Consider the following 23,050-nt stretch of genomic DNA (forward strand, 5'->3'; position numbering starts at 1 on the left):
CGAGACATGCGCGACGTTGCCTGCAGAAGGGCGGCGCGCATCGGGACGACATCGTCTCCTCCACCATCGTCGTTGATGGTCTCCAGGCCTGGGAACGCAAGTTTCCAGGCTTTTTTTGTGCGTGCAGTGCAGCATGATGCGCGTCGCCGCAACGGCGCGACGCAAATCCGCGCCCGGTGCTACGATCGCGCTTTGCCCCCTTCAGGAGCCGCGATGAACGCGCTCGGCATCGTCTCCGAATCGAGCACCCGGACCTCGGCGCGCAAGCCGCCGTTCATCCCGTCGTTCGGGTTCCACGAAGTGCATGAATCGCAGCCGATCGACGCGCCGCCCGCGCGCATCATCGACGCCGTCGCGTCGCTCGACATGCGTGCCGATCCCGTCATCGACGCGCTGCTCATGGTGCGCGAATTCCCGGCCGCCGTCGCCGGCGCGCTCCGCAACGGGCCGGCCCGCCCCGAACACGCGCGCTTCGGCTTCGACTCGTTCACGCTGCTCCACCGCGACGACACATCGCTGTCGCTCGGCCTCGTCGGCCGCTTCTGGCGTCCCACGCCCGACGTTCGAACGATCGCCGACGCAACGGCCTTCGTGCGGCACGACGACCCGCGCGATGCGAAGCTGGTGCTCCGCTTCGAGGTCGTCGGGCTCGCATCGGGCGCGCACATGCTGCGCACGGAAACGTTCATCCACTGCCCGAGCGAGCGCACGCGCTGGCTGCTCACGCCGTACTGGCTCGCGATCCGGCTGGGAAGCGGCTGGATCCGGCGCCGTACGCTGGCGGCCGTAGAAACGGCACTCGTCAGAACGGCTTGATCACGACCAGCCCGACGACGATCGCCGTCGCGGCCACGACCGCGCCCGCCGCCTGACCGAGCCACGGTGTCGGCACGACGACGAGATCGTCGCGCTCCATGCGCCGCAGCGTGCCGGCCAGCACGCCGTGCAGCGCCGACAGCGCGACGACGACCGCAAGCTTCACCGACAGCCACGCCGCGCCGAACCAGTGCCCGTTGAGCGCGATCGCGACACCCGTGATCCAGACGATCGCGAGTGCAGGCGCCGTCACCATGCGATCCCAGCGCCGCACCGCGCGATGCACGGCGAGGTTCGCGACCCGGACACCGACGGACAGCATCAGCAGCCCGCCGACGAACGTGACGACGGCCGCCACGTGCACGGTCTTCATCATCAGGTAGATCATCGCGCGTGCCTCCGGCGCGCGATCCATCCCGCACTCGCCAGCCCCGCGAACGGCACGACGGCCGACAGCACGAGCCGCGCGACGTCGCCCCTGCTCCACAGCCCGCTCGATGCGGTGCCGACGACCGCCCACACGTACATCGCGAACGCGATGCCGTGGACCGGCCCCATGATCGAAACCGCGACCGGATAACCGGCCAGATGCTTGAGCGGCACGGCGACGCACACCAGCACGACGAGTGTGGTCGCCTCCAGCAACGACAGGTACTGCAGGTTCCGCAACGCGTCGCGATCGTCTTGTTTCATCGGCGGGGCTCCAGGTTGATCCGCCGCGATTGTCGCGTGTGGTGCGGGTTCGAGCCATTGGCTAGAATGACATCTTTCAACGGATTCTGGCCAAACCCTCGAACGCCATGCATACGGTCGCCGTGCTCGCCTTGCCCGATGTCGTCCCGTTCGATCTGGGCGTCGCATGCGACACGTTCGCGCGCGTGCGTGCGCCCGGTGTCGAACAGGCCTACCGCGTATGCGTGTGCAGCGAGCATCCGCGCGTCGCCGGCGACCTGTTCGAGCTGCGGCCCCCGTTTCGCCTCGATGCGCTCGCCGACGCCGATACGATCGTCGTCCCCGGCACGTCGGTGCCGCTCGCACCCACGTCACGCCGTGCGATTGCCGCCCTGCGCGAAGCGGCCGCGCGCGGGTGCCGGATCGCGTCGATCTGCAGCGGCGCGTTCGTGCTCGCGGAAGCCGGGTTGCTCGACGGCCTGCGCGCGACGACGCACTGGCTCGCGGCCGCCGAACTCGCACGCCGCTATCCGGACGTCGACGTCGATCCGAACGTGCTGTTCGTCGACAACGGGCGCATCCTGACGTCGGCCGGCGCGGCGGCCGGCCTCGACCTGTGCCTGCACATGATCCAGGCCGACTACGGCGCGGCGGTTGCCGTCGACGCCGCACGCAGCGCGGTGGCGCCGCGCGTGCGCGAAGGCGGGCAGGCGCAGTTCATCGCGCCGGAATGGCCGGCCGCCACCGACGGGCTGCACGACCTGATGGACTGGCTCCAGGCGAACCTGCGCAAGCCGCTCACGCTCGACGAGATGGCCCGCAAGGCGTCGACGAGCGTGCGCACGCTGACGCGGCGCTTCCAGGAACAGACCGGCACGTCGCCGCGGCAATGGCTGCAGACCGCGCGCGTCCGGCATGCGCAGCAGTTGCTGGAGGTCACGGAACTGTCGGTCGAGCATGTCGCGACGGAGGCCGGGTTCAGTTCGGTCACCGCGTTTCGCGAGCGGTTCGCGCGCATCGTCGGCACGTCGCCGCAGCGGTATCGTCGCGCGTTCCGCGCGCGCGCCGGCGCGTGACGTTCGCAACGTCACCGCCGCCTGCGCAACGGCACGCGATGTGTCGAGCCGGCGCGGCACCGCGTGCATGCAACCCTCGGGATCGCGACCGAAAACCGCCGCCGCCCCGCCTCGTTCGCCACACTGTCGCGCCAACCGGACCCGATCGATGACCCGCATCCGCAATCCCCTGAACATCGCGCAGCTCCAGGCGTTCGTCTCCGCCGCGCATCACAAGAGCCTGCGCGCCGCGGCGCGCGAACTCGGCGTCACGCAGCCCGCGATCACGCATACGATCCGCGAGCTCGAAACGGCGCTCAACGCGGAACTGCTCGCGCGCAGCGTCCGCGGCGTCGAGCTGACCGCATGCGGCCATGCGCTGCTGCCGCGCGCCGAGCAACTGCTCGGCGATATCCGCCGCACGGTCGAGGCCGTCGAACAGGTGAAGGGCGAGATGTCCGGCCGGGTCGCGGTCGGCACGATGCCGTCGATCGCGCTGACGGCGCTGCCGCGCGCGGTGACGGCATTTCGCCGGTCGATGCCGGATGTGAGCCTGCATCTCGAGGAAGTGACGGTGCCCGACGCGCTCGCGCAGTTGCGCAACGGCACGCTCGACATCGCTGCGATGCACCACGTGCCCGCGCTCGATCGCGATTTCACGCAGTTGCCGCTGCTGTCGACCGAATTCACCGTCGTGATGCGCGAAGGCCACCCGCTCGCGCACGCGCGCCGGTTAGAGGAATTGCTCGATGCCGAGTGGATCGTCACCGTCGGCGCCGAGCAGTTTCCGCACAGCGTGATGGTCGGGATGTTCCAGGCGCACGGGCTGCCGCTGCCGAAGCGGCTCTTGCGCTCGCCGATGTCGTTCGCGGTGACGCTCGGGCTCGTCGCGCACTCGGACGTGATCGGCTGCTTCACGCGCCCGCTCGCCGCGACGGTCGCGCCGCTCGGCATCCGCACGGCCGAACTCGACGAGCGCATGCCGCGCTTCGACCTGTCGATCATCGCGCGGCGCGACCTGCTGCCCACGCCCGCCGTCACGCAATTCGTCACGTGCCTGCAGCGTGCGGTCAACGAAACGCTCGGCTGAATCGTTCCTGTGTCTGAAACGGCGGCGCACGCAACGCGCCGCCGCCGGGCCCGGTATCGGGGCTTGTCCTAGGCGCCCTGCCGGTATTTTGTCTTGATAATCTTGCGCACGTCGCGCGCCCGCATCGGGTGGGCGAAACGGACAGCCTGCCGCGAAGCCGCGGCCGGCCGAAGGCTTACGGCGCGGCACAACCGCGCACCCATCGAACAAAACGAGGAGTCACCTGGTGAAAAAGATTCTTGCGGCTGTGACCGTTGCCCTGCTCGCCGTATCGGCCGGCAGCGCGTATGCGAAGGACTGGTCGACCGTGCGGTTCGGCGTCGACGCAAGCTACCCGCCTTTCGAATCGAAAGGCGCTGACGGCAAGGTTGTGGGTTTCGACGTCGATCTCGGCAACGAAATCTGCCGCCGCATGAACGCGAAGTGCGTGTGGATCGAAAACGACTTCGACGGGATGATTCCGGCGCTGAAGGCCCGCAAGTTCGACGGCGTGCTGTCGTCGATGTCGATGACGCCGGCGCGTCAGGAACAGATCGCCTTCTCGGCGAAGCTGTTCAACACGCCGACGCGCCTCGTCACGAAGAAGGGTGCCGGCCTGATGCCGACGGCCGAATCGCTGAAGGGCAAGTCGGTCGGCGTCGAGCAGGGCACGATCCAGGAAACCTACGCGAAGACGTACTGGGCATCGAAGGGCGTGAACGTCGTGCCCTACCAGAACCAGGACCAGGTCTACGCCGACCTGATCTCGGGCCGTCTGGACGGCGCGCTGCAGGACGCGGTGCAGGCTGAGATCGGCTTCCTGAAGACGCCGCGCGGCGCGAACTTCGACTTCGCCGGCAAGGATCTCGACGATCCGAAGACGCTCGGCAACGGCGCCGGTATCGGCCTGCGCAAGGAAGACACCGACCTGAAGACGAAGATCGACAGCGCGATCGCCGGCATGCGCAAGGACGGCACGTACGACAAGATCGCGAAGAAGTACTTCGATTTCGACGTCTACGGCAAGTAATCCGCCACGCAAGCGCACGCTTCGCTTCGGCACGAACGGGCTCCGCAAGGAGCCCGTTTTTTTGCGCACGCGGTACCGGCAGCGTTATTTTTTCCGCACCAACCTGATGATTCACAACGAAAATCGGCGCGTTCTGGCGCCGGTTTGATGGGGGCGAGGAAGGCAACGTACAATCGATCTTCCACGCACACCGGATCATTCGCGGCTGCGCCGCACTCCCCCATCATGCAAACGCAGACCCATCCGCTGATTTCCCCCGCCGTCGGTACCGAACGCCAGATCACGAGCTTTCACTACGGCCCGCGCGGCGGCAAGAAGGTCTACATCCAGTCGTCGCTGCACGCGGACGAACTGCCCGGCATGCTGGTCGCCACGCTGCTGCGCCGCAAGATCGCCGCGCTCGAAACGGCCGGCAAGCTGCGCGGCGAAGTCGTCATCGTGCCCGTGCCGAACCCGATCGGCCTGTCGCAGCACGTGTTCGGCGATCACCTCGGCCGCTTCGAGCTCGGCTCGATGCAGAACTTCAACCGCAATTTCCACGATCTCGCGGCGCTCGTGCTGCCGCACGTCGAAAGCCGCCTCACGAACGACGCGCAGCGCAACCTCGTCGCCGTGCGCACCGCGATGCGCGAAGCGCTCGACGAACAGAAGCCGCGCACCGAACTCGACTCGCAGCGCCTCGCGCTGCAGAAGCTGTCGTTCGACGCCGATATCGTGCTCGACCTGCACTGCGACAACGATGCGGTGATGCACCTGTACACGAACCCCGATCTGTGGGCGGATGTCGAGCCGCTGGCGCGCTATCTCGATGCACAGGCGTCGCTGCTCGCGCTGAATTCGGTCGGCAACCCGTTCGACGAAATCCACAGCTTCTGCTGGTCGGATCTGCGCAACCGTTTCGGCGACCGCTTCCCGATCCCGAACGGCGCGATTTCCGTCACGGTCGAACTGCGCAGCGAACGCGACGTGTCGTACGAATTCGCCGAAAAGGACGCACAGGCGATCGTCGAATACCTGACCGAGCGCGGTGTCGTCGAAGGCACGCCGGCGCCGCTGCCGCCGCTCGCGCATCCGGCCACGCCGCTCGCGGGCACCGATCCGCTCGTCGCGCCCGTGTCGGGCGTGATCGTGTTCCGCACGCCGGTCGGCGCGATGATCGAGGCCGGCCAGGCCGTGGCCGACATCGTCGATCCGCTGACCGATCGTGTCGTCACGCTGAAGAGCAGCGTGTCGGGCGTGCTGTACGCGCGCCAGGTCGTGCGCTTCGCGACGGCCGGCATGGAAGTCGCGCGCATCGCGGGCGCGACCGCGATCCGCACGGGTTCGCTGCTGTCGGCCTGAGCGGCCGGCCCGCGCGCCGGGTCACGGCGCGTATCGCGCATCCCCCGGCGCTCACCCGCGCGCACCAACGAAATCGCCCGCTTGCGCGGGCGATCTGCTTTCCGGAATACCCGGCGCTCCATCCGGCCGGGCGATGGCACGCGTGGGCGTTCAGAACGCCGGCACGATCGCGCCGCCGAACTTCTGGTCGATGAACTTGCGCACGTCGTCCGATTCATAGGCCGCGACGAGTTTCTTCACCCACGGCTTGTCCTTGTCCTGCGCGCGCACGGCGATCAGGTTCGCGTACGGCCCGCGCAGGTCCTCGATCGCGATCGCATCCTTCACCGGCGTGAGCCCGGCCTTCACCGCGTAGTCGGTGTTGATCGACGCGGCATCGACGTCGGGCAGCGCGCGCGGCAGCTGCGCGGAGTCGAGTTCGACGATCTTGATCTTCTTCGGGTTCTCGGCGACGTCGAGCGGCGTCGCGTTCACGCCGTTGGCGCCGACGCCCGGCTTCAGCTTGATCACGCCGTATTTCTGCAGCAGCAGCAGCGCGCGGTTGCCGTTCGACGGATCGTTCTGGATCCCGACCTTCGCGCCCACCGGCAAGTCCTTCAGCGACTTGATCTTCTTCGAATAGAAACCCATCGGCGCGGTGTAGGTGAGCCCGACGTTGACGATCTTATAGCCGCGCTGCTTGATCTGGCTGTCGAGGAACGGCTGGTGCTGGAAGCCGTTCGCGTCCAGGTCGCCGGCATCGAGCGCCGCGTTCGGCTGCACGTAGTCGTTGAATTCGATGACCTTGATCGCGAGGCCTTCGCGTGCGGCGACCTTCGTCACCTCGGTCCAGATCTGCGCGTCGGGGCCGCTCATCGTGCCGATCTTCAGCGTTTGCGAGTCGGCGTGCGCGCCGGGCGCCGCGAATGCCAGTGCGGCTGCGAGCGCGCCGAGGCCGGTCAGGAATGAACGTCGCATGGTGTCCTCTTGTCCCGTGTCGTTTGTTGGAAGACGGATCGTGGCACGGGGCCGGAACGCCACCAACCAAGCTTATTTCATGTGCATATTCCGGGGCCGGATCGATTCTCAGCCGAATTCGGTATAACCCGCGACGGTACAACCGGGCAGAATTTAGGGCCTGCTTGCATATGGAACGTACATGCGAATGCCCGAAATCGCTCGTCCCCCCAGGGGACTTCCTAACGGGGCGCAGGCAAGAAGTGAGGAGCGCCGTTTGGCCGAGCCAAACGCCCCGCAGGAAGTCCCCTTGGGGGACAAGCGACGAGCGACGCCGCCATGCGGGCGATTTCGGGCATTCCCGTGGATTGAATTTTTAGTTTGGGGTTGCCACGAGAACGGCCGCTCGCCGCGTTGCGCTCCTTGCGAATACGTCAGTATTCGCGGCGTCACGCGCCTCGCGAGCGGCCGTTCTCGTGGCAACGCATGCACGTTCCATATGCAAGCAGGCCCTAATGTCGCATCGGCGCCACACATTCTTCATATGACAGTCGCTGTCATATTCATTACGTGGCCCCTCGATAAAGTTGCCGCCGGTCCGTGAAAGCGCCCATAGAGAGCGCCGGAACCGCAACTGGACACGCCATTTATTCGCTCGGAGAATCCTTTGAACAAGAAACTGTTGACCATCGCCGTCCTGGCAGCAACGGCCGGCACGGCGCACGCACAAAGCAGCGTGACGCTGTACGGCGTCATCGATGCCGGTATCAGCTACGTGAACCACAGCAAGACCGCCAACGGCGGCTCGGGCAAGCTGTTCAAGTATGACGACGGCGTTGCCCAGGGCAGCCGTTGGGGCCTGCGCGGCACCGAAGACCTCGGCGGCGGCCTGAAGGCGATCTTCGTGCTCGAAAACGGCTTCAACAGCGGTAACGGCACGATCGGCCAGGGCGGCGCGATCTTCGGCCGCCAGGCTTACGTCGGCCTGAGCCAGTCGCAATACGGCACGGTCACGTTCGGCCGCCAGTACTCGTTCTCGACCGACATCCTCGGCTCGAACTACTCGACGGGCGGCAACACGGTCGCGGGCAACTACGCGTACCACGTGAACGACATCGACCAGCTCACGTCGAGCCGCATCAACAACGCCGTGAAGTTCCAGAGCGCGAACTACTCGGGCTTCACGTTCGGCGCGTTGTACGGCTTCTCGAACTCGACGGACTTCGCCGGCGCACCGACAACGACGTCGGGCACGACGACGACGGCAGGCTCGTCGCGCGCATACAGCTTCGGCCTGAACTACGCGAACGGCCCGTTCTCGCTCGGCGCCGCGTACACGGACATCCGCTTCCCGAGCCAGTCGACGCCGGCATTCTCGACGACGATCGCGAACCTGAGCACGGGCAACGTCCGCGACCTGCGCACCTACGGTGTGGGCGGCCGCTACGTCTGGGGCCCGGCAACGGCATGGCTGCTGTGGACGCGTACGCAGTTCTCGACCGTCTCGGGCGCAGGCGGCACGTTCTACAACGCGTATGAAGCAGGTGCGAAGTACGCGTTCACGCCGGCTCTGTCGGGCGGCCTCGGCTACACGTACACGAACGCGACGCAGAACGGCAACTCGTGGCACTGGAACCAGGTCAACGGTATCGCCGACTACGCACTCAGCAAGCGTACCGACGTGTACGGCCTGGTCGTGTACCAGCAGGCATCGGGCAAGGGCGTGCAAGCGCAGATCGGCTCGAGCACGAGCTACTTCAACACGTCGGGCACGGGTTCGAAGAACCAGATCGCCGCACGTATCGGTATCCGTCACAAGTTCTAAAGCATTCGCTTAACTCGCGGATCACGACGGCAAGAAGCGCCCCGCTCCACGCGGGGCGCTTTTTTATGGGCTTTTAAGTTTCGCTTAATTCTGGGCTGAGAGGATGCTCTCACCCCCCCTGTTGGCCGCCTGAACATCGGCGGCTTTTTTTTTGAACCGCCGACGGCGCCGCCATCGATTGCCCACAAGACAGGATCGGAGGCCATGATGATCGAAGATACCGTTTTCAGCCATCTGCACGCGATTCTGACGTGCCAACACTCGATGCCGGTCCAGAGCTGCCGCGTATCGGTCGAAATGCAGCGCCCGTGGGGGCGGCCGTATCGTCTCGTCGAATGGACGATGCATCTCGACGCACCCGCGCGGCGCCAGATCGTGCCGGCCGAATCGACCGACGAAGAGATCGCCGAGGTCGTCGCGTCGCACGTGCCGGGCCGGCTTTACGGCGACGGCCGGCTGCAGTTCTGAACGCCGTCCCGTTCCACCCGCTGCCTGTCTTTCGAGCGCGCCGCACGCATCGTGCGGCAGTCGGTCTCGTTTGATGCGGCAATGAAACCTGCTACGCTGCGCGTTTTCGTCCACGCAACACATGATGGAAAACGCATTCAACGAACGCGGCGTGATGATCACGCGCAACGGCCTGTCGGCCGCCGGGCAGGTATTCGCGCTGCGTGACATCCGCCACGTCGATGTCGTCAAGATTCCGAAAAACCGCCTCGTGCCGTCGCTGATCTCGCTGATCGGCGCGGCCGCCGCCGTGGCGGGCGGCATCGCCGGATCGAGCGCCGCGCTCGTCGTCGGCGTGATGCTCGCCGTCGTCGGTTATCTCGCGTGGACCACGCAGGACGTCACGTATCGCCTGATGGTCGAGATGCCCGACGGCAAGCGCGAAGCGCTGTCGAGCGTCGACGTCGAGTTCGTCGAACGCGTCGCGCAGGTCGTGCGCGATGCGCAGGCCGCAACGACGGCCGGCTGATTCCGTTCGCATCCCTGCACGCTTCGATCCGTGGTGCCCGGCCGCGCGCGGCGCGTTTCGCGTCGCGCAACGGCGCCCTCGATTGCCCCGTCGAATCGCATTCCACCACCGCGTCGCCTGCGCTGCGTACGCCGACCGCCTAGTATGGAAAGAGCGGCTCGTCGCCGCATCGTCCGAGGAGGCCAGCATGAACGTCCAGACGCTGTCCGGCACGCTTCGCGCGCAGGAACTGCTGATCGTGTCGATGATCCGCGCGCTTCCCCCTGACGCACGCCGTGCGCTCGTCGACCTCTACACCGAACAGATCGCGTTCGCCGAACAGGCCGGCCTCGAAGGCCACGGCGATCGCGCGACGCACGATGCGTTCATCACGCATGCACGCAACCTGCTGATCCGCATCGAAGCACTCGCCTAGGGCCTGTTCACGCTCGTGACGGGCTCGCGACGGAGCCCGCGCTTCTCCCGTATTTCCCGCCACGGCAGGCCCGAGCCGCGCAGGTGAGCGCTCACCCACGCGTGCCGCCTTTCGTTCTTGTATTGATAATAATTCTCATTTACACTGGCAAAATTATCAGTTGCCTTTCAATTCGCCGCCCGCCGCATTCCGTGCGCGGGCGGGCCAGCCAGGTGAACGCGTCACCCAGCCAGCCTTCGGGCTTGTTTTCGTCAATGGGAGACCACCTGTGCATTGCTATACGCTGGCGCGGCGGCCGATCTGTGCCGCGCTGTTCGGCGCGTTCGGCCTGTCCGCCGCCCCGGCTCACGCCGATTCGTCGCCGCAAGGCGCCACCCCGCCTTCCACCCTGCTCGTTGCCGCGTCCACGCGCGGCGATGCGGCGCTGCTCGATCCCGTCACCGTCACGGCCAACCGCACCGCAACGGCCACGAGCCGCACGGCTGCGTCCGTCTCGGTGATCACCGACGAGGATCTGGAGGAGCAGCAGGCCACCAACATCAAGGATGCACTGCGCTACGAGCCGGGCATCACGGTGCGCCGCACCGCGTACCGGCCCGGCACCGCCGCGCTCGGCGGCGGCCGCGACGGCGATTCGAGCATCAACATCCGCGGCCTCGAAGGCAATCGCGTGCTGCTGATGGAAGACGGCATCCGCCTGCCGAACGCGTTTTCATTCGGCCCGCTCGAAGCGGGGCGCGGCGACTACGCCGATCTCGACACGCTCAAGCGCATCGAGATCCTGCGCGGGCCGGCGTCGGCGCTCTACGGCAGCGACGGCCTGACCGGCGCGGTGAACTTCATCACGAAGGATCCGCGCGACCTGCTGTCGATCTACAACAAGCCCGCCTACTTCTCGTTCCGGCCGAGCTACGACTCGGCCGACCGCAGCATCGGCGCGACCGTGTCGGCCGCGGGCGGCAACGATCGCGTCCAGGGAATGATCATCGCCGACGGGCGGCGCGGCCACGAGGTCGACACGCGCGGCAGCAACAACTCGGCGAGCACGCTGCGCACCACGTCGAATCCGCAGGACGTCTATTCGGAATCGCTGCTCGGCAAGCTCGTGCTGACGCCCACCGCGCGCGACACGTTCAAGCTCACCGCCGAAACGGTGCAGCGGCGCGTGAGCACCGACGTGCTGTCCGCGATCAATCCGCCGACCACGCTCGGCCTCACGACGAACGACCGGCTCGAACGCAACCGCTTCAGCGTCGGCTACGATTTCCGCGACGATGGGTTCCGCTGGTTCCAGACCGCGCACGTGCAGTTCTACTACCAGGACGCAAAGCAGGACCAGTACGCGTTCGAGACGCGCGGCGCGCCGCTGAAATCGCGCTCGCGCGACAACCAGTACAAGGAACGCACGTTCGGCGGCTCGGCGTTCGCCGAAAGCGGCTTCGCGACCGGGCCGTTCGCGCACAAGCTGCTGTATGGCGTCGACGGCAGCGTGTCGCGCGTGACGAACCTGCGCGACGGCACGGTGCCGGGCGTCGGCGAAGCGTTCCCGAACAAGGCGTTTCCCGACACCGACTACACGCTGTTCGGTGCGTTCCTGCAGGACCAGATCGGCTACGGCCGCCTGCTCGTCACGCCGGGCCTGCGCTTCGACACGTACCGGCTGAGCCCGACCGCAAACGATCCGCTGTTCACCGGCAAGGCCGTGTCGACCAGCGCGAACGAACTGTCGCCGCGCGTCGCCGTGCTCTACGAGATCACACCGGCGATCATTCCGTACGTGCAGTACGCGCACGGCTTCCGCGCACCGACACCCGACCAGGTGAACAGCAGTTTCTCGAACCCGGTGTACGGCTACACGTCGATCGGCAATCCGAACCTGAAGCCCGAGACGAGCGATACCTTCGAAGCCGGGCTGCGCGGCAAGGCCGGCACCGGCTACGGCGTCGTGCGCTACAGCGCGGCCGCGTTCACGGGCCGCTACCGCAACTTCATCTCGCGCACAACGATCGCCGGCAGCGGCCGGCCGGCCGACCCGTCCGTGTTCCAGTACGTGAACTTCGCCGACGCGCGCATCCACGGCCTCGAAGGCCGTGCCGAATGGGTGATGCCGAACGGCATCACGCTGAAGACGGCGATGGCGTTCACGAAGGGCTCGACGCAGAACGACGGCGCGGCAAGCCAGCCGCTCAACACCGTCAACCCGTTCTCCGCCGTGTTCGGCGTGCGCTACGAACCGACCGAACGCTGGTTCGTGCAGACCGACCTGCTGTTCCAGGCCGCGAAACGCGACAAGGACATCGACAAGTCCGACTGTTCGAACAAGACGTGCTTCTCGCCGCCGTCGTCGTTCGTCGTCGACCTGCGCGGCGGCTACCGCTTCAACAAGCACGTGAGCGCGACGGTCGGCATCCGCAACCTGTTCGACCGCAAATACTGGAACTGGTCGGACGTGCGCGGCATCGCAGCCGATTCGCAGGTGCTCGATGCATATACGTCGTCCGGCCGCACGGTCGCCGTCAGCATGAAAGTGGATTTCTGATGCGCGCCGCCCGCGCAACCACCCCAACCGTTACTTGAAGGAGTCCGACATGATGCAATCCGCCCTTCCCGGTCGACCGGCCACGCCGGCCCGCGCGGCCGCCGCGCTGCGCGACGCGTTCGTCAAGCTCAAGACCGAGCGCCAGCTGCGCAACCGCGACGTCGCGCAGGCGCTCGGCGTCAGCGAAGGCGAGGCGCTCGCCGCGTTCGTCGGCGAGCACGTCGTGCGGCTCGACGCGCGCTTTCCGGCGATGTTCGAGGAAATGCCGCGCCTCGGCCGCGTGATGGCGCTCACGCGCAACGATACGGCCGTCCACGAGAAGGACGGCGAATATGCGCAGATGAGCCATGACGGGCCCGTCGGCCTCGCGCTCGGCGATATCGACCTGCGCATCTTCTATCGTCACTGGGTGTCGGCGTTCGCGGTGCGCGACGAGACCGCGCACGGCCCGCTGAAGAGCCTGCAGTTCTTCGACGCGCAGGGGCATGCGATTCACAAGGTCTACCTGCGCGCGCACAGCGACCACGCCGCGTACGACGCGTTCGTCGAGCGCTGGCGCGCGCCGTCGCAGGAGCCGGGACTCGAGGTCGCGGCCGCCGCGCCGAAAACGCCCGAACGCGCCGACACCGAGATCGACGTCGCGGGTTTTCGCGCCGCGTGGGACGCGATGACCGACACGCACCAGTTCTTCGGCATCACGCAGCGCTTCGGCGTGAGCCGCATGCAGGCGCTGCGCCTCGCCGATCCGCACTACGCGTATCCGGTCGAAACCGCGCATGCGCTGCGCCACGTGCTCGAACAGGCCGCCCAGAGCGGGCAGCCGATCATGGTGTTCGTGGGCAACGCGGGGATGATCCAGATTCATACGGGCCCGGTCGCGAACGTGCGCGAGGTCGGCGCGTGGATCAACGTCCTCGATCCGGGCTTCAACCTGCACGTGCGCGAGGACCTGATCGCCGCCGCGTGGGTCGTGAAGAAGCCGACGAGCGACGGCATCGTCACGTCGCTCGAGCTGTTCGACCGGCAGGGCGACCACGTCGCGCTGCTGTTCGGCGAACGCAAGCCCGGCAAGGTCGAACGCGACGACTGGCGCGCGCTCGTCGCGACGCTGCCGGCCGCGGCACGCGGAGGCGCGCGGTGAGCGCGCGACCGTTCGATCCGCGCCGCCGCGCGATGCTGGCGGGCGCGGCGGCCGGCGCGCTCGCCGGCGCGCTGCCCGGCAGCGTGCTCGCCCAGGCTGCACCGGCTGCGCCGAAGCGCGTGGTCGTGATCGGCGGCGCACTCGCGGAAACCGCGTTCGCGCTCGGCGGCGCCGAGACGCCGCGCTACCGGCTCGTCGGCGCCGACACGACCTGCACGTATCCCGATGCCGCGAAGCGTTTGCCGAAAGTCGGCTACCAGCGCGCGCTGTCGGCCGAGGGACTGCTGTCGCTGCGGCCCGATCTCGTGCTCGCGTCGGCGGAAGCCGGGCCGCCCACCGCGATCGCGCAGGTGAAAGGCGCCGGCGTCGCGGTGACGACGTTCGACGAACGGCACGACGTCGAATCGGTCCGCGCGAAGATCACGGGCGTCGCGCAGGCGCTCGACGTGCGCGACGCGGGCACCGCGCTGCTGCAACGTTTCGACCGCGACTGGCAGGCCGCGCGTGACGCGGTCGCTGCCCGCGCGCCCGGCGGCGCGCAGCCGCCGCGCGTGCTGTTCGTGCTGAACCATACTGGCAACCAGGCGCTCGTCGCCGGCCAGCGCACGGCCGCCGACGCGATGATCCGCTACGCGGGCGCACGCAACGCGATGCAGGGTTTCGATCACTACAAGCCGCTGACGACCGAGGCGCTCGCCGCCGCCGCGCCCGACGTCGTGCTGATTTCCGACGAAGGGCTCGCGGCCGTCGGCGGGCGCGCGGCGCTGCTCGCCACGCCCGGCTTCGGCGCGACGCCGGCCGGCCGCGCGCAACGCGTCGTGTCGCTGGATGCCCTGTTCCTGCTCGGCTTCGGCCCACGCCTGCCGCTCGCCGTCACGACCCTGCACCGACGGCTGTCGGATGCACTCGCCTGATTCCGGATCGCCCCGATGCCCGCTCATGCTTCGCCCTTCCCCGCCCCGTCGCCCGCGTCGCGCTCCGGCGCCGCGCGCATGGGCACGTCGCGCCGCTTCGCGCCGTTCGCGCTCACCGCACTCGCCGTTCTCGTGTGCGCGATGTCCGTCGTCGCGCTGTGCGTCGGCGCATACCGCATTCCGCTCACGGAAGCCTGGGCCGCGCTGACCGGCGACGCCGCCGCGCGGCAGGCGCGCGCGGTGCTGCTCGACATCCGCGCGCCGCGCGTCGCGCTCGCACTGCTGGTCGGCGGCGGCTTCGGCGCGGCCGGCGCCGCGATGCAGGCACTGTTCCGCAACCCGCTCGCCGATCCGGGGCTCGTCGGCGTGTCGAGCGGCGCGGCACTCGGCGCGACCACGATGATCGTGCTCGGCCCCGCGCTGTTCGCCGCACACGCAAGTGCCGCCGCGTTGCCCGTCGCCGCGTTCGCGGGCGCGCTCGCGGTCGCCGCGCTCGTCTACCGGCTCGCCGCGGCGCGCGGCCGGCTCGCGTTGCCGCTGCTGCTGCTCGCCGGCATTGCGATCAATGCGCTGGCCGGCGCGGCGATCGGGCTGCTCACGTTCGTCGCCGACGATGCGCAGTTGCGCTCGCTGACCTTCTGGAGCCTCGGCAGCCTCGGCGGCGCGCAATGGTCCGCGCTGGCGGCCGTCGCGCCGTGCGTCGCGATCGGCTGCGTGCTGCTCGCACGCGAACGCGACGCGCTGAACGCGTTGCAGCTCGGCGAAACCGAAGCGCTGCACCTCGGCGTGCCCGTGCAGCGGCTGAAGCGGCGCGTGCTCGTTGCGGTCGCGCTCGCGGTCGGCGCGTTGGTATCGTGCGCCGGCATCATCGGCTTCATCGGGCTCGTCGCGCCGCATTGCGTGCGCCTCGCGTGCGGCCCCGACCAGCGCGTCGTGCTGCCCGGCGCCGCGCTGCTCGGTGCGTTGCTGACGCTCGCCGCCGATCTCGCCGCGCGCACGGTCGCGGCGCCGGCCGACATTCCGCTCGGCGTGCTGACCGCGCTGCTCGGCGCGCCGTTCTTTCTCGCGCTGCTGTGGAAAAGCCGCGGCGCGCTCGGCGGGTAACCCTTTCTTCACGACGACCATGCTGACCGCTCACCATCTCGACGTCGCGCGCCGCCACAACGCGATCCTCCGCGACCTGTCGCTGTCGATCGAACCGGGCCGCGTGACCGCGCTGCTCGGCCGCAACGGCGCGGGCAAGAGCACGCTGCTGAAGACCTTCGCCGGCGAGCTGACCGGCAGCGTCGCGCCGAACGGCGTGCGCGTGACCGGCGACATCACGCTGAACGGCGAACCGCTCGCGCGCATCGACGCGCCGCGCCTCGCGTGCCTGCGCGCGGTGCTGCCGCAGGCCGCACAACCGGCCTTCCCGTTCAGCGTCGACGAAATCGTGCTGCTCGGCCGCTATCCGCATGCGCGGCGCAGCGGCGCGACGTCGCATCACGATCGCGACATCGCGTGGCGCGCGCTCGAACGCGCGGGCGCCGACGCGCTCGTCGGCCGCGACGTCACCACGCTGTCGGGTGGCGAACTCGCACGCGTGCAGTTCGCCCGCGTGCTCGCGCAGCTGTGGCCGGACGACGAGGCGACGGAAAGCGGCCCACGCTACCTGCTGCTCGACGAACCGACCGCCGCGCTCGACCTCGCGCACCAGCACCGGCTGCTCGACACCGTGCGCTCGGTCGCGCGCGAATGGCGGCTCGGCGTGCTCGCGATCGTCCACGATCCGAACCTCGCCGCGCGGCACGCGGATACGATCGCGATGCTCGCCGACGGCACGATCGTCGCGCACGGCACGCCGCGCGACGTGATGACGCCCGCGCATATCGCGCAGTGCTACGGGTTTTCCGTGAAGATGGTGGAAACCGGCGACGGTGCGCCGCCGGTCATGGTCCCGGCGTGACGCCGAAGACGCGTGGCGGGCGGGCGCTTCCCGGTTGTCTCCCGGCCTTCGATCGGCGCGCCCGGCTTTCAGGCAATCTCATTCGCACTTCGCGCATTCCCTTCGAGGAAACCCCATGCCGCTTCCGATGACCCGCATCATCCTGTACGTCCAGGACGTCACGCTGCTGAAGGCGTTCTATCAACGCCATTTCGATCTGCCTGTCATCGAGGAAATCGACGGTGAATGGGCGATGCTCGACGCGGGTGCGATCGAACTCGCCCTGCATCTGGCGGGCCCGGCGTTCCGCCACGCGGCCGCGCCGTCGAATGGGAACCCCGCGACGAACAACGTGAAGCTCGTCTTCCGGATCGACGCCGACATCGACGCGCATCGCGACCGTCTCGCGCGCGACGGCGTCACCGTGCGCGACGTCAAGCGCTTCGACGGATTCCCGTACCGGCTGCTCGACGGCATCGATCCGGAGGGCAATGTCTTCCAGGTGATGCAGCCGGACTGAACGCCGCCGCGCCGCCGCGCCGCCTCGCCGCCACGCGTCAATGCCCGACGTCGGCCGCGCCGAAGGTCCGCATCTTCCACCCGAGCCGCACGGCCAGCATCCGCATCGAGAAACCGGCTGCCAGCGCGACCACGGTCGCCGCGCCCGCATCGACGTCGAGATGCTGCATCCCGACATACAACGCGCCCGTCACGAACGCGACGCTCGCGTACAGTTCCTCGCGCAGGATCAGCGGCATCTCGTTGCACAGCAGGTCACGCAGCATCCCGCCGCACACGCCGGTGATCGCGCCGGCCAGCACGACGATGATCGGCGCGGCGCCGGTCGACGCGCCGATGTCGCAGCCGATGATCGTGAACGCGGCGAGGCCGATCGCGTCGACGGTGACGAACAGCGTCTTCATTCGCGCGACATGCCGGGCCGCCCACGATGCGACGGTTGCCGCGGCGAGCGTGATCACCAGGTACTCGGGATGCGCGATCCAGCCGAGCGGATAGTGGCCGAGCAGCACGTCGCGCACGGTGCCGCCACCGAGCGCCGTCACCGCGCCGATGAGCGCGAGCCCGAAGCGGTCCATCCCGCGCCGCATACCCATCAGCGCACCCGACATCGCTTCCGCGACGATCGCAATCAGATAAAGCGTATGCATGGTGCGCGTCAGTCGTCGGTACGGAACAGGTCGAGCACGCGTTCGCGCTCGGCCGCGTCGACGGCCGCGGGCAGCGGCGCGTCGGGTTTGCCGCTACCGGCCGGCGCATCGGAGGCGTCCTGTGCCGCTGCGCCGCCGCACGCGAAGCGGCTGCGGATATACGCCGGCACGTCGGCCGTGCACGTGCCGCGCGTGTATTCGGCGTAGACGAAATCGCCGTCGACGAGCGCGACGTCCTGCGGCGGCGTCGCATCGACCGGCGTGCGTCCGTCGACGGCCGTCTTCATGTAGTCGAGCCAGACCGGCAGCGCCAGCGTCGCGCCGGTCGCGCGCCCCATCGGGCGCGGCGTGTCGTAGCCGAGCCACGCGACCGCGACGATACCCGACGAGTAGCCGGCGAACCACACATCCTTCGACCCGTTCGACGTGCCCGTCTTGCCGGCCGCGTCGTCGCGGCGCAGCGCGAGCGCGCCGCGCGCGGTGCCGGCCTTCACGACGTCGCGCAGCATGCTGTCCATCAAGAACGCGTTACGCGCCGACACGACGCGCGCGCCTTCCGGCGTCGTGGCCTCGTACATCGCGCCGCCGTGGCGCTGCTTCACCGACAGGATCAGGCGCGGCTCCATTCGCGTCCCGCCGTTCGCGAACACGCTGTACGCGCTCGCGAGTTCGAGCGGCGTCACCGCGCCCGCGCCGAGCGCGAGCGGCAGCGACGCCGGATTGCGCTGCGCGTCGAAACCGAAATGCACCGCGTGCTGCTGCACGTAGCGCGCGTCGGTGGCTTGCATCAGGCTGACCGCGACCAGGTTCTTCGAGCGCACGAGCCCGCGCCGCACCGGGATGAAACCCTCGTAGCGGTTGCCGAAATTGCGCGGACGCCACGGCCGCGCGCCGGTTTCCTCATGGGTGAGCGTGCGCTGCGTATCGTCGACGAGTACACCCGGGAAGTAGCCCTTTTCCAGCGCGGCCGAATAGACGAACGGCTTGAAGCTCGAACCCGGCTGGCGATACGCCTGCAGCGCATGGTCGAACACGTTGCGATTGAAATCCGCGCCGCCGACGAGCGCGAGCATGTCGCCGGTGGCCGCATCGAGCGACACGAGTGCGCCTTCGAGCCCGTTGCGCGCATCGCGCTTCGCGCCCGGCTGCCGGCTCAGCTGACGCTGCAGCGCGGCTTCGGCCGCGCGCTGGTCGCGCATCGAGATCGTCGTCGTCACGTCGAGGCCGAGCGTATAGGCGTCGTCGTGAAAACGCTCGACCATCATCCGGCGCGCGCGTTCGGCGACGTACGGCGCGGCGACGATCCCGGGCGGCGGCGTGGTCGCCAGCGCGATCGGCGCGTCGACGGCCGCACGGTACGTCGCGTCGTCGAGCTGGCCGAGTGCATGCATCCGCCCGAGCACGTAATTGCGCCGCGCAGTCGCGCGCGCCGGATTGACGACCGGGTTGAACGCGGACGGCGCCTTCGGCAGCCCCGCGAGCACGGCCGCCTCGCCCGCGTTCAGCGCGTCGAGCGGCTTGCCGAAATACACGTTCGCCGCCGCCGCGAAACCGTATGCGCGCTCACCCAGGTAGATCTCGTTCATGTATAGCTCGAGCAGCTTGTCCTTGCTGTATTCGCGTTCGAGCTTGACCGCCATCAGGATCTCGGCGAGCTTGCGGCTCAGCACCTTGTCGCGCGTCAGGTAGAAGTTGCGCGCGACCTGCATCGTGATCGTGCTGCCGCCCTGCCCCGGCTGCCCCGTCACGACGTTCGCGAACGTCGCGCGCGCGAGGCCGCCGACATCCACCGCGCCGTGCTGATAGAACTTCGCGTCCTCGGCCGCGAGCAGCGCGTGGCGCATCAGCGGCGGGATGCGTTCGAGCGGCACGAACTCGCGCCGCTCGACGCCGTATTCGGCGAGCAGGTCGCCGTCGCGCGAGAAGATCCGCAGCGGCAGCGCGGGACGATAGACGGCGAGGTGCTCGACGGACGGCAGCTGCGTCCAGATGCGATGGACCGTCCATGCGCCGATGCCCGCGCACGCGAGCGTCAGGCCGAGCAGCGCGCCCGCGAGCGTGCGCCATGCGCGACGGCGGCGCGGCGGCGGCACGGGCGGCGGCGGAGGGGATGCGGTGTGGTCGGTCATGTCGGGCTCCTTCTTCGATGCTGCGACGGCCGGCGCGCGATATGCACCGACCGTCACGAAAGGCGCGCATTGTCGAAGGGATCGCGCGAAACCGGAACATTCTTTAGCCAAAGTTTGGCAGGCTAAATTTTATTTAGGAAAGTGCGTCGGGCGGCTCACGTCGAACATGCGGGCACGTCAAACACGGCCGGGAGAACCGCGCTGCGCGCGATCCGTTTCGCCTGTAGCATCGTGGGATGTTCGATCGATACCTCGCCCTGTGGGGCCTCGTACCCGACGGCGGCCCGATCCTGACCGCGAGCGGCGGCCTGTTGCCCGTTCTCTGGCAGGCGCGGCCCGCGATGCTGAAGGTCGCCACCTGCGACGAAGAGCGGCGCGGCAACGCGCTGATGACATGGTGGAACGGGCACGGTGCGGCGCAGGTGTGGCAGCACGACAGCGACGCGATCCTGCTCGAGCGCGCGCAGCCCGCGCCGTCGCTGGCCCAATTGTCCGCATCGGGTCACGACGACGACACGATGCGCATCGCATGCGGCGTCGTCGCCCGGCTGCACGCGCATCGCGCGCCGGAGCCGGTTTCGGTCGTGCCGTTGCGCGACTGGTTCCGTTCGCTGCTGTCGGACGACATCGGCAATGACGTGCTGCATCGCTCGGCAACGATCGCGCGCGAACTGCTGGCCGGGCCGCCCGTCGACGAAGTCGTCCTGCACGGCGACATCCATCACGACAACATTCTTCATTTCGGCGATCGCGGCTGGCTCGCGATCGACCCGAAAGGGTTGCGCGGCGATCGTGCGTTCGACTACGCGAACCTGTTCTGCAATCCCGCGCACGAGATCGCGGCCGATCCGGCGCGCTTCACGCAACGCGTCGTGTGCGTGTCCGATGCCGCGCGACTCGATCGCCGTCGGCTCCTGCAGTGGATTCTCGCGTGGGCGGCCCTGTCGGCCGTGTGGCTGATGGAGGACGACCTGCCGCCCGACACGCGGTTGCAGGTTGCGCGACTCGCGGCAATCGCGCTCGATCTGTAGCGATACGCACCGACCATGAAAACGGGGCCGGTAACGCACGCCCGCTGATGGACGGTCACGCCCGGCGCATCGTGCTCGAGCTTCAATCACTGCATGAGCCAGGCCGACGCTGCCGTGAACCAATTATTTTGGCGTCTGATACATTCGATTCGCATCCATTTCCGGGACACGTCATGAAACTTCGGACCGTGTATTTGAAGGTGAGTGATATGGAGACGTCCGCTTCTTTCTGGGAGCGGCTACTTGGATACGCACCGCTCAAGCGGTCCGGCAAGTGGACCGAATTCATGATCGGCACAAACAGACTGGGCCTTTTGTTAAACGATTTCGGAGACGAGATAAAAGGTAGCGGCTCCGTCCCTGTCTTCGAGTTCGAAGAAAAGGCGCTTCACGAATTCGTGAAGCGGGCAACAGAAAACGGAGCCTCCATCGTGATGGACGGATTGAAGATCGAGTCCATGAAAAGCATTGTATTGAGCAGCCCCGACGGACACGAGTTCGAGCTTTGCATGTGCCGCGACTAGCCCGCGGCTTTCCACTTCATCGCACGTCCTGCGAACGACCGCTTGGCGGCGACGAAGGGCCGTTGCAAGAGTTGCGACGCATGTCGATCACGCAATCCGGCCGGGTGGTCGCTTCGCTCCGCTCACCTGCTCAACAGCTTCATGCACCGGCATCCGACATGAGCAAACGCCACGTCAGGCGTTTTCGCCCATCGTCAGGATGATCTTTCCGACGTTCACGGCCGACTCCATCCGTCGATGGGCAGCCGCGGCATCGGCGAGAGGAAACATGCTGTCGACGACCGGTTCCAGGCCCGCCCCTCCCGCAAAGCGGTCCAGCCAATGTTCACGAAACCGCCGGACCATCGCGTGTTTCTCGCGCTGGTCGCGCGACTTCATCACCGTGCCGATGATTTGCAGATGACGGTACAGGATCTGTTCGAGGCTCACGCTCACGTCACCGCCCCCACCCAGAATGCCGACCTGCACCAGCCGCCCTCCGTTTGCGAGCGATGCGATGTTCCGCGCGAAATACGGTGCACCGACGAAGTCGATAACCACGTCGACACCGCGCTTGTCTGTCTTGTCGGCGATGACTTCCGCGAAGTCCTGCGTCTTGTAGTCGATCGCATGGTCCACACCCAGTTGAACGATCCGTTCCAGCTTCGAAGCTTCGGCGGTCGCGAATATCGTCGCGCCGGTTGCGTAGGCCAGCTGGACTGCCGCGGAACCCACTCCGCCCGCCGCCGCGTGAACCAGCACCGAATCGCCATGCTGCAACCGGCCAAGATGCAACAACGCTTCGTGCGCAGTGACGAAGACTTCCGGTATCGCCGCCGCGTGCACGTAGTCGATCGTTGCGGGAATGGGCATCGCCATTCTCCAGTCGATGCGCGCCAGTTCTGCATAGGCCCCGCCGCCCACTACGCCCATGACACGATCGCCGACCTTGTAACCCTGAACGGAAGGTCCGGTCTCGACCACCTCGCCGGCGATTTCGAGCCCCATGATCGTCGAGTCGCCGAAGTTCGGCCGGCCGTATCCTCCTCGCCGATGCGTAAGATCCGCGCGATTCACGCCTGCGGCATGGACGCGCACCAGCAGATCGTCGGGACGAACTTCGGGAGCCTGGACCTCGGCGAGCTGGAGAACCTCGGCCTCGCCGAATTCGCTGAATGTGATGGCTTTCATTTCACACCTTCCTGCGTCGTGGATGAATGGCCGGCGACATCGTCGGACCGAGGTTGCGCGCCAAGCGTTGCCTGCGCCGCGGCGGATGCCGAGATCGCCGCGGGAAACCCCGCATAGAACGCGAGGTGAGTGATGGCCGCCGACAGCTCTTCCCGCGTGACACCGTTCGTCACGGCACGACGCAGGTGCGCCGGCAACTCGTCGAGATGGCCGCCCGCGATCAGCGCGGCGACGGTCACGAGGCTGCGGTCGCGCGGCGACAGCGCCGGGTCGTTCCAGATGCGCGGATAGAGCGTGTCGTCGACGAATGCCGAGAGCGTCGGCGTAAAGGCGCGTGCGGCTTCCCGCGGGCTGCTGAAATCTGCGTGAGACAT

24 protein-coding genes are annotated in these 23,050 nt (G+C 67.8%); 17 read left to right on the forward strand and 7 right to left on the reverse strand.

Annotated elements, in window-relative coordinates:
* Positions 1-213: 213 nt before the first annotated feature.
* Complete coding sequence (locus tag AB3K92_RS06510) at positions 214-816, forward strand: hypothetical protein (RefSeq protein ID WP_021156468.1); 603 nt, start codon at positions 214-216, stop codon at positions 814-816.
* On the opposite strand, the gene AB3K92_RS06515 is transcribed toward AB3K92_RS06510, so the two are convergent.
* Entirely contained in the window at positions 803-1,204 is a 402-nt protein-coding gene (locus AB3K92_RS06515) for a CopD family protein (RefSeq protein WP_369465766.1), read from the reverse strand. The two genes, AB3K92_RS06510 and AB3K92_RS06515, sit on opposite strands and share 14 nt — an antisense overlap.
* Positions 1,201-1,509, reverse strand: coding sequence for a DUF3817 domain-containing protein (locus AB3K92_RS06520; RefSeq protein ID WP_048023487.1), 309 nt, complete (start codon positions 1,507-1,509; stop codon positions 1,201-1,203). The genes AB3K92_RS06515 and AB3K92_RS06520 overlap by 4 nt, the downstream gene beginning before the upstream one ends.
* A 107-nt stretch (positions 1,510-1,616) precedes the next feature.
* On the opposite strand from AB3K92_RS06520, the gene AB3K92_RS06525 reads away from it, so the two are divergent.
* The 4 genes from AB3K92_RS06525 (at position 1,617) to AB3K92_RS06540 (ending at position 5,983) form a co-directional block, all read left to right on the forward strand.
* Positions 1,617-2,564: a GlxA family transcriptional regulator gene (locus tag AB3K92_RS06525; protein WP_021156471.1), complete on the forward strand. Its 948-nt coding sequence runs from the start codon at positions 1,617-1,619 to the stop codon at positions 2,562-2,564.
* Positions 2,565-2,712: 148 nt separating this feature from the next.
* Positions 2,713-3,633, forward strand: a complete 921-nt coding sequence (locus tag AB3K92_RS06530; RefSeq protein ID WP_321898444.1) for a LysR substrate-binding domain-containing protein — start codon at positions 2,713-2,715, stop codon at positions 3,631-3,633.
* A gap of 226 nt (positions 3,634-3,859) precedes the next feature.
* Entirely contained in the window at positions 3,860-4,642 is a 783-nt protein-coding gene (locus tag AB3K92_RS06535) for an ABC transporter substrate-binding protein (RefSeq protein ID WP_059590967.1), read from the forward strand.
* 225 nt (positions 4,643-4,867) lie between these two features.
* Positions 4,868-5,983 (forward strand): succinylglutamate desuccinylase/aspartoacylase family protein, encoded by a 1,116-nt coding sequence (locus AB3K92_RS06540; protein ID WP_021156474.1) that lies wholly within the window; start codon positions 4,868-4,870, stop codon positions 5,981-5,983.
* Between the two features lie 150 nt (positions 5,984-6,133).
* On the opposite strand, the gene AB3K92_RS06545 is transcribed toward AB3K92_RS06540, so the two are convergent.
* Complete coding sequence (locus AB3K92_RS06545) at positions 6,134-6,940, reverse strand: MetQ/NlpA family ABC transporter substrate-binding protein (protein WP_021156475.1); 807 nt, start codon at positions 6,938-6,940, stop codon at positions 6,134-6,136.
* A 646-nt stretch (positions 6,941-7,586) separates the two neighbouring features.
* On the opposite strand from AB3K92_RS06545, the gene AB3K92_RS06550 reads away from it, so the two are divergent.
* The 10 genes from AB3K92_RS06550 to AB3K92_RS06595 all read left to right on the forward strand — a co-directional run bounded on the left by AB3K92_RS06550 (position 7,587) and on the right by AB3K92_RS06595 (position 17,173).
* Positions 7,587-8,744, forward strand: coding sequence for a porin (locus AB3K92_RS06550; RefSeq protein WP_369464693.1), 1,158 nt, complete (start codon positions 7,587-7,589; stop codon positions 8,742-8,744).
* A 207-nt stretch (positions 8,745-8,951) separates the two neighbouring features.
* On the forward strand, positions 8,952-9,212 hold the full coding sequence (locus tag AB3K92_RS06555; protein ID WP_011353838.1) for a DUF2866 domain-containing protein: 261 nt from the start codon (positions 8,952-8,954) through the stop codon (positions 9,210-9,212).
* Between the two features lie 124 nt (positions 9,213-9,336).
* Positions 9,337-9,720: a DUF6232 family protein gene (locus AB3K92_RS06560; RefSeq protein ID WP_042972737.1), complete on the forward strand. Its 384-nt coding sequence runs from the start codon at positions 9,337-9,339 to the stop codon at positions 9,718-9,720.
* Positions 9,721-9,907: 187 nt separating this feature from the next.
* Positions 9,908-10,135: a hypothetical protein gene (locus AB3K92_RS06565; RefSeq protein WP_021156479.1), complete on the forward strand. Its 228-nt coding sequence runs from the start codon at positions 9,908-9,910 to the stop codon at positions 10,133-10,135.
* A 268-nt stretch (positions 10,136-10,403) separates the two neighbouring features.
* A complete protein-coding gene (locus AB3K92_RS06570) occupies positions 10,404-12,674 on the forward strand; it encodes a TonB-dependent hemoglobin/transferrin/lactoferrin family receptor (protein WP_369464694.1) in 2,271 nt (756 codons plus the stop codon).
* A gap of 49 nt (positions 12,675-12,723) precedes the next feature.
* The gene (locus AB3K92_RS06575) at positions 12,724-13,815 is read left to right on the forward strand and encodes a hemin-degrading factor (protein ID WP_369464695.1); all 1,092 of its coding nucleotides are present in this window, start codon (positions 12,724-12,726) and stop codon (positions 13,813-13,815) included.
* 32 nt (positions 13,816-13,847) lie between these two features.
* Positions 13,848-14,729 carry a hemin ABC transporter substrate-binding protein gene (locus tag AB3K92_RS06580; protein ID WP_175904319.1) on the forward strand — a complete coding sequence of 294 codons (882 nt, stop codon included), beginning with the start codon at positions 13,848-13,850 and terminating at the stop codon, positions 14,727-14,729.
* 15 nt (positions 14,730-14,744) lie between these two features.
* Positions 14,745-15,833, forward strand: coding sequence for an iron ABC transporter permease (locus AB3K92_RS06585; RefSeq protein WP_124626702.1), 1,089 nt, complete (start codon positions 14,745-14,747; stop codon positions 15,831-15,833).
* Positions 15,834-15,852: 19 nt separating this feature from the next.
* Positions 15,853-16,674, forward strand: a complete 822-nt coding sequence (locus AB3K92_RS06590; RefSeq protein WP_059676049.1) for a heme ABC transporter ATP-binding protein — start codon at positions 15,853-15,855, stop codon at positions 16,672-16,674.
* A 115-nt stretch (positions 16,675-16,789) separates the two neighbouring features.
* Positions 16,790-17,173: a VOC family protein gene (locus tag AB3K92_RS06595; RefSeq protein WP_257250067.1), complete on the forward strand. Its 384-nt coding sequence runs from the start codon at positions 16,790-16,792 to the stop codon at positions 17,171-17,173.
* Between the two features lie 37 nt (positions 17,174-17,210).
* On the opposite strand, the gene AB3K92_RS06600 is transcribed toward AB3K92_RS06595, so the two are convergent.
* Positions 17,211-17,822, reverse strand: a complete 612-nt coding sequence (locus tag AB3K92_RS06600; RefSeq protein ID WP_369464696.1) for a trimeric intracellular cation channel family protein — start codon at positions 17,820-17,822, stop codon at positions 17,211-17,213.
* 8 nt (positions 17,823-17,830) lie between these two features.
* Positions 17,831-19,951, reverse strand: coding sequence for a penicillin-binding protein 1A (locus tag AB3K92_RS06605; protein ID WP_369464697.1), 2,121 nt, complete (start codon positions 19,949-19,951; stop codon positions 17,831-17,833).
* Between the two features lie 236 nt (positions 19,952-20,187).
* On the opposite strand from AB3K92_RS06605, the gene AB3K92_RS06610 reads away from it, so the two are divergent.
* Complete coding sequence (locus tag AB3K92_RS06610; protein WP_369464698.1) at positions 20,188-20,982, forward strand: aminoglycoside phosphotransferase family protein; 795 nt, start codon at positions 20,188-20,190, stop codon at positions 20,980-20,982.
* A 173-nt stretch (positions 20,983-21,155) separates the two neighbouring features.
* Positions 21,156-21,506 (forward strand): VOC family protein, encoded by a 351-nt coding sequence (locus AB3K92_RS06615; RefSeq protein WP_042978265.1) that lies wholly within the window; start codon positions 21,156-21,158, stop codon positions 21,504-21,506.
* A 174-nt stretch (positions 21,507-21,680) separates the two neighbouring features.
* On the opposite strand, the gene AB3K92_RS06620 is transcribed toward AB3K92_RS06615, so the two are convergent.
* Together AB3K92_RS06620 and AB3K92_RS06625 are read right to left on the reverse strand one after the other, a co-directional pair.
* A complete protein-coding gene (locus tag AB3K92_RS06620) occupies positions 21,681-22,676 on the reverse strand; it encodes an NAD(P)H-quinone oxidoreductase (protein ID WP_369464699.1) in 996 nt (331 codons plus the stop codon).
* A complete protein-coding gene (locus tag AB3K92_RS06625) occupies positions 22,673-23,050 on the reverse strand; it encodes a carboxymuconolactone decarboxylase family protein (RefSeq protein WP_021164021.1) in 378 nt (125 codons plus the stop codon). Before AB3K92_RS06625 ends, AB3K92_RS06620 begins: the two co-directional genes overlap by 4 nt.

The organism is Burkholderia sp. Bmkn7 (assembly GCF_041103175.1).
Taxonomy (GTDB): domain Bacteria; phylum Pseudomonadota; class Gammaproteobacteria; order Burkholderiales; family Burkholderiaceae; genus Burkholderia; species Burkholderia cepacia.